Source organism: Embleya sp. NPDC055664, from assembly GCF_053618075.1.
In genome coordinates this window covers 55906-68988 of record NZ_JBSHGZ010000021.1, presented here as the reverse complement: position 1 = coordinate 68988, position 13083 = coordinate 55906, and the positions used below count along the sequence as shown (strand labels likewise).

Sequence of the window (13083 nt, the reverse complement as noted above, 5' to 3'; positions counted from 1 at the left end):
GTCCGCGTACCTGCTGGCGGGGGACCTGGGTCGCGCCACACCCCTGATCGAACGCACCCTCGCGGACTGCGAGCGAGTCCTGGGCAACGACCACCCGAAGACGCTGAACTCCCGCAACAACCTCGCGTCCGCGTACCTGCTGGCGGGGGACCTGGGTCGCGCCACACCCCTGATCGAACGCACCCTCGCGGACTGCGAGCGAGTCCTGGGCAACGACCACCCCGGCACGCTGAACTCCCGCAACAACCTCGCGCTCGCGTATGCGTCGGCGGGGGACCTGGGCCGCGCCACACCGCTGCTCGAAGGCACCCTCGCGGACTTCGAGCGAGTCCTGGGCAACGACCACCCCCAAACGCTGAGCTCCCGCACCTACCTCGCGTTCGCGTATGGGTCGGCGGGGGACCTGGGCCGCGCCATACCGCTGCTCGAACGCACCCTGGCGGACCGTGAGCGGGTTCTGGGCGACGACCACCCCGACAAGCTGCGCCTCCGCGGCAACGTCGCGTCCGCGTACCTGCTGGCGGGGGACCTGGGTCGCGCCATACCGCTGCTCGAACGCACCGTGGCGGACTGCGAACGGGTCCTGAGCGACGACCACCCCACCACGCTCAGCTCCCGCGACAACCTCGCGAACGCGTACCGGGCGGCGGGGGACCCGGACCGGGCTATCTCCCTGTTCGAACGCACCCTCGCGGACCGTGAGCGGGTTCTGGGCGACGACCACCCTGACACGCTGCGCCTCCGCAACAACCTCGCGTACGCGTACCGGGCGGCGGGAGATCCGGACCGGGCCATCCCCCTATTCGAACGCACCCTCGCGGACAGCGAGCGAGTCCTGGGCAACGACCACCCCGACACGCTGCGCTTCCGCGGCAACCTCGCGTACACATACGCGTCGACGGGAGACCCGGACCGGGCCATCTCCCCGCTCGAACACACCCTCGCGAACAGCGAGCGTGTCCTGGGCAACGACCACCCCACCACGCTGTTCCTCCGCGGCGCTCTTGCGGTCGCGTACGTGTCGGAGGGAGACCCAGACCGGGCCATCCCCCTGTTCGAACGCACCCTCACGGACCATGAGCGCGTGCTGGGCGACGACCACCCCGAAACGCTGCTCCTCCGCACCGCCCTCGCGGTCGCGTACGTGTCGGAGGGAGACCCAGACCGGGCCATCCCCCTGTTCGAACGCACCCTCACGGACGGTGAGCGGGTGCTGGGCGACGACCACCCCGACACGATGGCCTTCCGCGACTGCCTCGCGTACGCGTACGAGGAGGCGGGAGATCCGAGCCGAGCCATCCCCCTGTTCGAACGCACCCTCACGGACAACGAGCGAGTCCTGGGCGACGACCACCCCGACACCCTGATCTCCCGCAACAACCTCGGACTCGCGTACGACGCGGCGGAAGACCCGGAGCGGGCTATCCCGCTGTTCGAACGCACCCTCGCGGACCGTGAGCGGGTCCTGGGCCACGACCACCCCGACACCCTGACCTCCCGCAGCGCCCTCGCGATCGCCTACGAGGAGGCGGGAGACCCGGGCCGGGCCATCCCGTTGTTCGAACGCACCCTCACGGACGGTGAGCGGGTGCTGGGCGACGACCACCCCGACACGATGGCCTTCCGCGACAACCTTGCGATCGCGTACCGGGCGGCGGGGGACCCGGGCCGGGCCATCCCGCTGTTCGAACGCACCCTCGCAGACCGTGAGCGCGTGCTGGGCCACGACCACCCCGACACCCTGACCTCCCGCAGCGCCCTCGCGATCGCGTACGAAGAGGCGGAAGACCCGGATCGGGCCATCCCCCTGTACGAACGCACCCTTGCGGACCGTGAGCGCGTGCTGGGCGACGACCACCCCGACACCCTGACCTCCCGCAACAACCTCGCGGACGCGTACCAGGCGGAGGAAGACCTCGCCCGGGCCATCCCGTTGTTCGAACGCACCCTCGCGGACCGTGAGCGGGTGCTGGGCGAAGACCACCCCGACACCCTGACCTCCCGCAACAACCTCGGACTCGCGTACGACGCGGCGGAAGACCCGGATCGGGCCATCCCGCTGTTCGAACGCACCCTCGCAGACCGTGAGCGGGTGCTGGGCGAAGACCACCCCGACACCCTGACCTCCCGCGACAACCTTGCGTACGCGTACACGTACGAGGAGGCGGGAGACCCGGATCGGGCCATTCCCCTGTTCGAACGCACCCTCGCGAGCCGTGAGCGGGTGCTGGGCGACGACCACCCCGACACCCTGACCTCCCGCAACAATCTCGCGGACGCGTACGAGGAGGCGGAAGACCTCGCCCGGGCCATCCCCCTGTACGAACGCACCCTCGCGGACCGTGAGCGCGTGCTGGGCGACGACCACCCCGACACGATGAACTCCCGCAGCGCCCTCGCGATCGCGTACGAAGAGGCGGAAGACCCGGACCGGGCCATCCCCCTGTACGAACGCACCCTCGCGGACGGTGAGCGGGTGCTGGGCGACGACCACCCCGACACGATGAACTCCCGTAACAACCTCGCGGACGCGTACGAGAGGGTGGGAGACCTGGACCGGGCCGTCCCCCTGTTCGAACGCACCCTTGCGGACCGTGAGCGGGTGCTGGGCGACGATCACCCCGACACCCTGACCTCCCGCAGCGCCCTCGCGCACGCGTACGAGTCGATGGGAGACCTGGACCGGGCCATCCCCCTGTACGAACGCAGCCTGGCCGACTGCGAGCGGGTGCTCAACCCCGGTCATCCGTTGACTGCGGCGCTGCGGGCGAACCTGGAAGAGGCGCGGTCCGCGTAGCGGTTGCGAAACCGGCCGTCGGTGGAGACGTGAACCCGTCGAATCGATGTAGGCGCACTCACGACTCGTGGGGTGCCTTGAACGGGGTGACGGTGGTGGGTGAACCGACGGTCTCTCGCAGGGCGGTGTTCTCCAGCGCGAGTTCGTTGACGACTTGGGCATACGTGCGGACGAGTTCCCGGAGGTTCGCGCAGTGTTGCTTCAGCGCCAGGTGTTCGTTGCGCAGTCGGGTGAGGGGGTCGTGCCGGTCGCGTGACTCCGCCGCGGTGCGGTGAGCGTGGTCGGCCAGGTGCCGGAAGTGGTCGCGCAGGTCGGGGTGTTTCTGCGCGACCACCCAGTACTTGACCTGTGCCTCGATTGCCAACTGGACCGTCGAGAGGCTGCCGCTGGAGTGCTCGGGGGTCCCGGCCAGGAGCCGATCGGCCGCATCGAGGACGGCGATTCTCTGGGGATCGGTTTCGATGGCAGGCCAGGAGGTGGTCGCAGTCGTCAGGGGAAGTCACAGCCTCGGGTCGTGGGTTCGGATGATGGCGCGGATGCGGTCGAGTTCGGTCCGGGCACGGTGGTGGCGTGGTGAGGGGGCGAGGAATTCGCCGAGTAGGGTTTCGAGGTCGTCGGCTTTGCTGCGGAGTGTGACGATGTCGCGGTCGGTGTAGGCGATGTTGCGGCAGGTGGGGCGGCAGTCGTCCTGGTCGGGGGTGGCGCGAGGGTCGCCTTCGGTCCGGCGCACCTGGCAAAGTGCCTTGGCCTGGTCGAAGACGCAGGTCATCGCGCGGCCGGGATAGATCTGCAGGAGTGGGTTGGCGAGCATGTCGCGGGCTTGGCCGGTGTTGGTGAGGACTCGGCCGGCGAACGTGTGGTGTGCCGCGTCGATGCGGTGGGCGTAGGTGGCGGCGGCCGGGCCGCTGACCTGTTCGCCGGTGGCGAGTCGTTCGTGGTCCGCGGCGAGTTGTTCCAGCCGGAACAACCAGTCCTCGTAGGCGTGTTCGTCGGGGAATCCAGAGTCGTGGGAACCGCTGTACCCGAGAGTGATCCGGACGTGCAGGTGGCCGTACTGGATGGCTCCGGCGATCAGACCTCGAGGTTTGCGGACGATGTGCCAGGCCAGGGTTCGACGAAAACGCGCGGCGCCGATGGCGCCGTGGGGATCCGGCGGGATCACCTCGTGCTCGCGTCCGGTGTCGGAGCAGTAGATGCGGACCCAGGTCAGCAGGGCCGCGATGTCGGCGGGGATCGCCGCCGCGACGCGCGCTGTCCCCGTGCGGGTGTGGCGCCTGCCGTGGTGCGGGTGGAGTTCTGCGGGAAAGAGGAGGTGGCTGTGGTGGAGGCGTTCCAGGACGGTGACGGCGGCGGCCGTCTGCTCGACGACGACCCACGGATCCTTGCGTACCCGCCCTTCGGGGATCTTGTTGCCCGCGTCGTCCCATGCGCCCTTGAACTGTCTTCCGCCGATGGACATGATCCCGGTGGCGGTATCGCGGTTCAGGCATCCGCGTTCGAGGTTGAGCGCCTCCCCAGTGCGCATGCCGGAGAGGTAGCACACGACGACCAGGCACGCGGTGCGCAACAGCGCCGCCAATTCCGTCGCCTCGGCGAAGCCGATGCGCGTGGTGCGCCAGGGCCGACCGTCGACGCGGCCGGTGACGGGGCTGCTTAGGTAGGCGTCCGGGGCGACGGGCAGGCCGGATCGCTCGACGGGTCCGCGCAGGCGCGCGCTGCGGGTGAAGGCGGACTCGCTGCTGCGGAACAGGCGCACCAGGTGTGGCCAGTCGATCTTCGGCTCGCCCCCGGGACCGGTCCGGCCCGGGAGGCCCTGTCCGTCGGCCCGGAGGCGGGCGAGGTAGTCGAGGAGGTCGGGCAGGACCTCGTCGATGGTGCGGCGGGCGACGCGAACGCCACGTTTGCGGGTGGAGGGCCCGTAGGGGTAGAGGCGCAGGTGTTCGTGGAAGGCGGCGATGATGTCGTCGGCGAAGTCCTCGACGAAGCGCAGCGACCACATCAGCAGCATGTCGATGGTGTCGGCCGCCAGGCGTGGGGTGCGGTTCTCGCGCGGCCTTGCCCGCCCGCCGAGCAGAGCCGCGGGGTCCTCGCCCTGCCACGGTTCCGCTTCGGGAAGCCGTAACGGTGCGGGCAGTTGATCGCGGTGGTTCCACAATCGCCGTACTTCGACGAGCAGGCTCGACTTCTTGGAGGTGGTGGCCTCGGAGGCGACCACGTCGGCGAGGTAGCGGTTCAGGTCCCGGGCGTGGACCAGGTCGCAGCGGTCGATGCGGTGGTTGTCCAGCCAGACCAGGAACACGGTGAGGCGGGGCAGGGCGAGGGTGAGGCTGCGCAGCGCCAGTCGCGTGCCGCGGGTGCCCCGCAGCCGCCGGGGCGCCTCGTGGTTGATCAACTGCCACACGTAGTGCTTCACGTGCTCGCGGAACGCCCCGGGGACGGGAACGAAGTTCAACCGGCAGGTCACCGCGTGGGCCTCGAACAGCCCCGGCGTCAGGTCCCAGTGGTCGTCGTCGAACACCGACCCCGGGGTGATGCCGGCGGCGGGGTTGCGTGTGCGGTGCAGCAGCACGGGCGTGTCGCCCGCCGGAAGGTCCGGCGTGGTATCGGCCGGGGCGGGCGTGGGGTGGTTCACGACGGGTCCAGTTCTCGGTTGAGGAAACGGTCGGCTGGTTCACGCTGGGCGGGCGTCGCGGCGCGCCTGGCGTCGGCGACGGCCACCTCTCCGGCGCGGTCCAGCAGGTCGGCCAACTGCGCGTGGGGCAGGGCGAAACGCTCCGCCCAGCGCAGCGGTGTCACGGCGGATCTGCGGCCTGCCACGGCGTCGTGTACCAGCACCTGTAGCGGCAGGTGCGCGGGCGTCGCGCGGGCGCACGGGCAACTGAGGCAGAGCATGAACGATGCCCGACACGGTCGACCCGGCGGTGTGTGCGGGCCGCCTGTGTGGTCGACGCAGGCCCCGAGCACGGTGTCCAGCTCGCCGGCGAGCATCCGTCGCAGCGTCGTAGTGTCCATCCCGTGTCGGGCGGCGACCCGCGCGGGGTCCGTGCGTGCTTCGGTGATGTCGCTCTGGTCGAGGGTGTGCAGCCGTGCGCGGGTGGAGGCTTTGGCGACCTGCTCGGCCAGGGCGCCGGCCACGACCCGTTGGTACTCGATCAGGTTGCCGCGATTGCGGACCAGGTACTCGTTGGCCAGGGTCGCCTCGGTATGGGCGACCGGACGTTGCTGCGATTCGGTGTACGTCAGCCGCAACCTCCCGAAGGTGAACTGCAAGCAGGTGTCGGCGGCGTCGGGCGCGGGGGTGTCCGTGCGCAACCGATGGCGTCGTGCCCAGGCGAGGGTCAGTCCGCCGTCCAGCCTGGTCCGCAGTCCGCGCCCGACGCCGCGCCCGGTGCCCGCCCAGAACGCGAACAGGCGGTCCGACCCCAGGGCGTGTCGGGCGGGGGCGGCCAGGTCGTGCAGGAGTGAGTAGACGCCGAACCCCGAGTGCAGATCGACATCCCGGGACGGCCGCGCCCTGTTCCCGGCGGTGCTCGCGCGGGCCGCGCTGGGTGGTCCCGTCCAGTCGGGAACGCCTGTCAGCGCGACGTCCATGTGGCGCCGGGAACCGCGACGGGGCTTGTCCAGTTCCACGATCGCGGTCGCCCGGTCGCCGGTGTATCCGTCGGCTCGGTGATGCGCTGCCGGGGCGTTCACGATCGTGCCCTTGTTCTGACCGGTCAGCCCGACGAGCAGCACCGCGAATGCCGTGGCCTCGACGGCGGACAAATGGAGCGCGGTCATGTGGTCCTCGACCGAACCCAACGCGCTCACCCAGTGCTTCGGGGCCCTTGTGGCGCCCTTCGTGCGTGGGACGTCGAGATGCCGCTCGACGTGGTCCAGTAGTGCGGCCCGCTCGTGGAGCTCTCCCTTGAGGTCGCCTCGGCGCCAGCGGCGCAGGAGTTCCCGGTTGCCTCGGATCCGGTCGGCCGCCCGGCGAACGTCGAGGCGGGCGGCATGGAGGATCCGCTGGTTCTCGTCGCGACTGTAGCCGGACTTCGCCGCGATCCTCGGACGCGGCGGGTTGCGCTGGGCCAACGCGGCGCGGAAGGACTCGCCGATCCCGTCGAGCTTGCGCAACGTGGTCTTGAGTTCGCCCAGTTGAATCGTCCCTCCGACGTGTTGCCGCCGGGCAAGGAACCAGCCGTCCAGGTGGGCGGGGGTGAGCTGGGCCGCCTCGGTCGGTGGCGTCGTCAGATCGCCCAGGTAGTCGGCGAAACTGCGCAGGGTGCGGAACGTCTTGTAGGCCGAGCCGCTCGTACGCACCCTGCCGCCGGGCCTGGTGCGTTCCGCAAGAGCCGCCGCGAACGTGCGGCGCAACCGCGGGTGGACGCGCCACGCGGTGAAGTCGAACTCGTGCGCCGGCTGGGCGGCGTCCTCCGGGACGAACCTGATCCGGCAGACCTCCTCGTCGACGACCCGGGCAACGGGGATGAAGCTGGCGGGTGGGAGCGCGGCTCGGCGACCACCACGGCCCGCAGTCACCGCGCCTCCCGCAGCGGATCCGAGTGCACGCGCGGGTGATCCGCCAGATAGTGCTGTGACCGCATAGGTTCGCCGGGTCGGCAGTCGTAGCGGTTGGATGTGCGGTGACATCCGATCCGACCGCTGGAGGCGCGGTGGCCGAGCCCGTCCGTGTGCGCAGACTGACCGACCAGGAGGGGCAGAAGCTGCAGCAGATCGTGCGCCGGGGCAGCACCAGTTCGGTTCGCTACCGGCGGGCGATGATGCTGCTGGCCTCGGCCGGCGGGAACCGGGTGCCGGTGATCGCCCAGCTGGTGCAGGCCGACGAGGACACCGTCCGGGATGTGATCCACGCGTTCAATGAGAAGGGCCTGGCCTGCCTGGACCCTCAGTGGGCGGGAGGCCGTCCCCGCCAACTCAGCGATGAAGACGAGGACTTCGTCATCGCGACGGCCACCACCCGCCCGGTCAAGCTCGGCCAGCCGTTCACCCGCTGGTCGCTGCGCAAGCTGGTCGCCTACCTGCGCAAAGTGCACGGCCGGGTGATCCGCATCGGCCGTGAGGCGTTACGGTGCCTGCTCGCCCGCCGCAGCGTCACCTTCCAGCGCACCAAGACCTGGAAGGAGTCCCCGGACCCCGGACGGGAGACGAAGCTGGACCGTATCGAGCACGTCCTGGACCGCTTCCCGGACCGGGTTTTCGCCTTCGACGAGTTCGGCCCGCTGGGGATCCGGCCCACCACGGGCTCGGGCTGGGCCGAACAACGGCGTCCCGACCGGCTGCCGGCCACCTACCACCGCACCCACGGAGTCCGGTACTTCCACGGCTGCTACTCGGTGGGCGACGACCGCCTGTGGGGCGTGAACCGGCGCAAGAAGGGAGCCGTGAACACGCTGGCCGCGCTGAAATCGATCCGCGCCGCCCGGCCCGACGGCGCACCGATCCACGTGATCCTGGACAACCTGTCCGCCCACAAAGGCGCCGACATCCGTCGCTGGGCGAAGAAACACAAGGTCGAGCTGTGCTTCACCCCAACCTACGCCTCGTGGGCGAACCCGATCGAAGCGCACTTCGGACCGCTGCGGCAGTTCACCATCGCCAACTCCCACCACCCCAACCACACCGTGCAGACCCGGACCCTGCACGCCTACCTCCGCTGGCGCAACGCCAACGCCCGCCACCACGACGTCCTGGCCGCCGAACGCAAGGAACGCGCCCGCATCCGCAGCGAGAAGGGCGTCCGCTGGGGCGGCCGACCCGCTCTCGCCGCATGATCAGGCAACACGGCGAACGTTCCAGGTCACAGCACCACCTCCGCCGCCGCGGATCCGTCCGGGCTACTTGACCAGCCGGAAGGCGGGGTGCCCAACCCAGGCCCGCAGGAACTCCGCCGTTCCCAGCGCCATCCGGTCGTCGTCCGCGATCCCCAACACTCCCGGAAGGCCGGCGACGACCGACGCCTGCCCGTCCAGCAGCTCGGCTTTGGCCACGCCCCCGATGACATCCATGACAGCGGCGGTCAGCAGGGCCGTGGCCACGTGGTCGATCTCACGATTGCAGCCGGCGCTGACATTGACGGCATGGGTCGGCCCGAAGCCGAGGATGGCCTCCACCTCGGGCTCGTCCGCGTGCTCGGTCTCGAAGATGCTCTCGTCGCCGATACCTGGCCCCATCAAGTAGACCAGGAAGGGCCGACGCCAGTCTTCACGCTGCGGATTGAATCCCACCAGGGCCGTGAGCTCCTCGTCCGCAGAGTGGTTGCCGAGGAGTGGAAGCGGGAACGGCTTTCGCCAGTCCTCCTCTCGCCTGTCCTCGACGCCCAGTCGCTCTGCGGGCACGTTGACGTCGAAGAACCCGGGCCGCTTCTCAGCGAAGTGGGAGGAGAGCCCCACCATCAACGCGCGGAGCTCCCGCAGCACGGCCGGGGAGAGCGGCTCCGCCAACTCGATCACCAACGTCGGACCAGACATGCCGGGAGCCTAGTTTGATCGGCTCCGCGACCGCGCAAAATCACTCCCACACCGAGTCCGGCCGATCCGAGAACCGACGCCGCCAACCCGGCGAACCTATGCGGTCAGAGCACTAGGAACGTCCGTGATCCGGAGGGAGTCATCGGCCATGTGCGGGCCCGTACCTCACTGACGGACCACAAGGCATGGCGCGTTGAGGGCTTCCACCCGGCTGCGCGATTGGTCGGGTAAAACTAGGCCGCCTTGGGTTGACGAAGCACGGTCCATCGACTGACGCCTCCTGCCCGCCATCCAAGCGATACAAGGCGTCAAGGTGTGTGTCGGGCGGCTGGGGCGACGACGTTCCCGGGCATGGCCCAGTTGCCCCGTATCGCCCCCATGCTCGCTACCCCCGGCACGCTCCCGCCCAGCAGCCAGGATGACTGTTGGGCGTACGAGACCAAACTCGACGGTCAACGCTGCCTGACCTATCTCCCCGGTGACGGGACACTCGTGTTGCGCGCCCGTTCCGGTGCGGACATCACCCCCGCTTACCCCGAACTCCACGCGCTGGCCGAAGCCTTGGGTGGGACACGTGCCGTCCTGGACGGTGAGATTGTCGCGGTGGACGAGCGCGGCCACGGTGATTTCGAGCGGTTGCAGTCGCGGATGGGCCTGGCGGCCTCGCCGGCGAAGGCGGCTCGGATGGCTCGGGAGGTTCCGGTGTACCTGATGCTGTTCGACGTCGTGCTCCTGGACGACCGAGACCTGGTCGCCGAGCACACGTCCTACGTCGATCGCCGCCGGCTCCTGGAGGATCTGGATGTGCGGGGCGCGCGGTGGTCGACGCCGGCTGCGATCGTCGGCCACGGCGAGACGGCTTTGGCGGCGACGCGGGACGCGGGCCTGGAGGGCCTGGTCTGCAAACGCCTCGCCTCGCCGTACCGGCCGGGAGCGCGTTCGCCGGACTGGATCAAGATCCGAAACTGGCGGACCGTCGACGTGGTCGTCGGTGGTTGGGTACCGGGCCGCGGCCGATTGTCCGGGCTGCCGGGGGCGTTGCTGGTGGGGGAGTTCCACGAAGGCGCGCTGCGGTACCTGGGCAGCGTCGGAACCGGCTGGAGCGACCGGGAGCGGGCCACGCTCGCCGAGTTGCTCCGGGTGGCCGCCGTCCCGCGGTGCCCGTTCGAACGGGCACCGCGGTGGTCGGGGCGCGGTGGGTGCTGCCGCGCCCGGTCGGCGAGATCGCGTACGCCACCCGCACCCGCACCGGCCTGCTGCGCCACCCGTCCTGGCACCGCCTGCGCCCGGATCTGGCGCCGGAGGATCTCGTGTGACTGGTCGAGATGGATGTGACCTGGTCGCGATATCCGTCACCGCGCCTGCCGGCCCTCTCCCCGAGGTGATGAGTCGTGACACGGCAGTTGGAATCTCGCCATGACGGTTGGAACCGGCGAGGTCAGTTGGTGGAGTGGCCGGGGTCCTGGGCCTCAGAGCTGGTCTTTGAACTGGCACGTCGTCCTACGCTGTCGAGGTGAGCGGCGGCAAGGTCGTACGGCTGTGGGTCGGTGGATCGGATCGGTTGTGTCCGGCCTGCGGCGCGGTGCTGGCGCCGGACGTGAGGCCTGAGCGGGTGTATTGCTCGGGTCGTTGTCGTTCCGCGCAGTGGAGATTCGTGCGGCGGAGCCGCGCGAGGGTGAAGGCGCTGGTGAACGCCTCGGGGCGGATGGCGCGGTGCGCCGAGTGCGGTGTCGCGTGGGTTGCCGGCGTCGACCGTCAGGCGACGGCGCTGTTTTGTTCCGGGAAGTGTCGGACGCGGGCGTGGAGGCGTCGGCGGGCCGACGACGCGGGTTGAGGGGGCGCGCGGCGGCCGCCGGTCTTCGGGCGAGGGTGGTCACGGTTTCGTCACGCCGGCCTCGGCACACCGGGCGGGTTCCGTTTTGTGTGTTTGGTGTCGTTCGTTTCGGTGTCACGGTGACGGCGTCGCGAACGCCGGCGTGACGGCGTCACGGGTGCGCCGGTGGCGCGCGGTGGCTCGCTTCCCGCGCCGGGTGGGTGCTCCTGCCGGCCGGTGCGCGCCCGGTTCGACACTGGGCCCGCGCCCGCCGGGTTGGCATCGGCCGAGGGTCGTGCCCGGCGCGCGGAGGCGGTGGTTGCCGTGTCGGAGAGGGTCGGGCACGTCAGCGGGGAACGGTTCGAGGAGTTGTTGCGGCTCGGGCGCGAGTTGGTCGACCGGGTGGCGCGTTCGCAGATGGAGTTGGGCGACATGGCCCTGGAGATCGAGCCGTTGGGGCCGTGGGGTGGTGGGCAGGCGGCGCCGGACGAGGAGGTCTACACGGTCGAGTCCGCGGTGGGGATGTTCGCGGAGGGCCTGGGGCTGGCGACCAGCACGGTGTTGCGCTACCGCTGGACGGCCTCGCGCTGGCCGGTGGAACATCGCCTGCCGGGTGTCTCGTATTCGGTGTTCATGGCGTTGGCGTCGATACCCGACGAGCGGGAGCGGTTCGCCACGCTGGCCGATCCGCCGGTGCACCCGCGGACCGGGGAACGTCGGTGGCGGCTGGACGAGGCCCAGCGGGTGGTCGGGTGGAGGGTGAAGCACCCGGCGACGAAACAGGAGCGGGTGGAGAGGATCCGTGACCTGGCGCGGGACGACACGGTGGCGGCGCGTGCCACCGCGGATCTGTTGCGCAGGCCGGAGGTCGCGGCGGCGGCGATGGGCGACACCGCGGCGAAGCGGGTGGTCAACGCGGTGCAGTTCGAGGACAGCGGGGACGCGGCCCGGGTCGCGGCCGAGTTGTTGCGTCGACCGGAGGTCGCCGCGGAGGCGATGGGCGACAGCGGGGCCAGGCAGGTGGTGAACCGGGTCCAGTTCGACGACCCGGGCGCCGCGGCGGAGGTCGCGGGCGAGTTGTTGCGCAGGCCGGCGGTCGCCCGGCGGACGATGGCCGATGCGGGGGCGCGTGAGGCGGTTAACACCGCGCAGTTCGACAATTCCCGCGAGTTCGACCGGGGGCTGCGGGAGCGGTTCCCGGCGTTGGACAGGGTCGAGCGCAGCGCGCAGTTCATTGATCTGCTGGGTGTGTGCGTGGCGTTCGTCTCCGGCGCGGGGCGGGCCGTGCCCGGGTTGCGCGGTCACCGGTTCAGCGCGGACGAGCGCGAGGTGCTGGCCTCGAACATAGCGAGGATCCGGGCGACGGCGGATTGGCTCGAATCCGTTCTCGAAACCGGGGCGGTCGACCTGGACGGCGCCCTCGCGCGCATTCTCCGGGGCGAGTAGGCCATGACGCGGCGGGCGTTGCCGCCGAACGTCAGCGGCCAGCGGGTGAGGGTCGCGTTGCTGGAGGCGCGGCCGGTGGGCCTGCACATGCCGCATCTGATCGCCGTGACCGAGTTGTCCCGCAGCCAGGTGCGCCGCGGCATCGCCTACCTGCGCGACACCGCGGCCGAGCTCGGGTTGACCCCGTTGATCTGGGATCGCGGCCACGGGTATCGGTTCACCTCGAACCCGGAGGACTGGATGGCCTACGAGCTGCGGGCGTTCCGCAAGGAGACGTCCGCGATCAAGCGGCTGATCAGCGGCTGTGTGATCCCCCACTCGTTGCAGCGCCCCGACGACAAGGCCGTGCAGTTGATGCTCGGGCAGCTCGGCGGCATCGAGTCGGGGTTCGAGTTCCTGATCATGCAGTTGGAGACGGCCCGCAGAACCGCCTGATGCCACGAGGGAAAGGGGGAGGGCCATGGGGCCCCGGGCCCGCGCCCAACCCCCCCCAAACCACCCCCCACCAAACCCCCCAAACGGGGGGGGCGGCGGAGAGGGCGCGGGCCAAACCCCCC

8 protein-coding genes and 1 pseudogene are annotated in these 13083 nt (G+C 70.4%); 5 read left to right on the top strand and 4 right to left on the bottom strand.

The annotated features are described in order from the left end of the window. A partial coding sequence (locus ACWGR4_RS28915) for a tetratricopeptide repeat protein (protein ID WP_452134265.1) occupies positions 1-2797 on the top strand: 2797 nt, incomplete at its 5' end. A gap of 58 nt (positions 2798-2855) precedes the next feature. On the opposite strand, the gene ACWGR4_RS28910 is transcribed toward ACWGR4_RS28915, so the two are convergent. The 3 genes from ACWGR4_RS28910 to ACWGR4_RS28900 all read right to left on the bottom strand — a co-directional run bounded on the left by ACWGR4_RS28910 (position 2856) and on the right by ACWGR4_RS28900 (position 7318). Next, positions 2856-3161: a hypothetical protein gene (locus ACWGR4_RS28910; RefSeq protein ID WP_452130380.1), complete on the bottom strand. Its 306-nt coding sequence runs from the start codon at positions 3159-3161 to the stop codon at positions 2856-2858. 135 nt (positions 3162-3296) lie between these two features. Continuing rightward, complete coding sequence (locus tag ACWGR4_RS28905; RefSeq protein WP_452130379.1) at positions 3297-5429, bottom strand: hypothetical protein; 2133 nt, start codon at positions 5427-5429, stop codon at positions 3297-3299. Further along, the gene (locus ACWGR4_RS28900; RefSeq protein ID WP_452130378.1) at positions 5426-7318 is read right to left on the bottom strand and encodes a hypothetical protein; all 1893 of its coding nucleotides are present in this window, start codon (positions 7316-7318) and stop codon (positions 5426-5428) included. The genes ACWGR4_RS28905 and ACWGR4_RS28900 overlap by 4 nt, the downstream gene beginning before the upstream one ends. A gap of 134 nt (positions 7319-7452) precedes the next feature. Between ACWGR4_RS28900 and ACWGR4_RS28895 the strand changes: the two genes are divergently transcribed. Beyond that, complete coding sequence (locus tag ACWGR4_RS28895) at positions 7453-8571, top strand: IS630 family transposase (protein WP_452130377.1); 1119 nt, start codon at positions 7453-7455, stop codon at positions 8569-8571. 63 nt (positions 8572-8634) lie between these two features. On the opposite strand, the gene ACWGR4_RS28890 is transcribed toward ACWGR4_RS28895, so the two are convergent. Next, on the bottom strand, positions 8635-9267 hold the full coding sequence (locus ACWGR4_RS28890; protein WP_452130376.1) for a DUF6368 family protein: 633 nt from the start codon (positions 9265-9267) through the stop codon (positions 8635-8637). Positions 9268-9618: 351 nt separating this feature from the next. Between ACWGR4_RS28890 and ACWGR4_RS28885 the strand changes: the two are divergent. The 3 genes and pseudogenes from ACWGR4_RS28885 (at position 9619) to ACWGR4_RS28875 (ending at position 12961) form a co-directional block, all read left to right on the top strand. Further along, a pseudogene (locus ACWGR4_RS28885) lies at positions 9619-10583 on the top strand (ATP-dependent DNA ligase). 821 nt (positions 10584-11404) lie between these two features. After that, positions 11405-12526, top strand: coding sequence for a DUF6192 family protein (locus tag ACWGR4_RS28880; RefSeq protein ID WP_452130375.1), 1122 nt, complete (start codon positions 11405-11407; stop codon positions 12524-12526). 3 nt (positions 12527-12529) lie between these two features. Next, the gene (locus ACWGR4_RS28875) at positions 12530-12961 is read left to right on the top strand and encodes a hypothetical protein (protein WP_452130374.1); all 432 of its coding nucleotides are present in this window, start codon (positions 12530-12532) and stop codon (positions 12959-12961) included. The last annotated feature ends 122 nt before the right edge of the window (positions 12962-13083 follow it).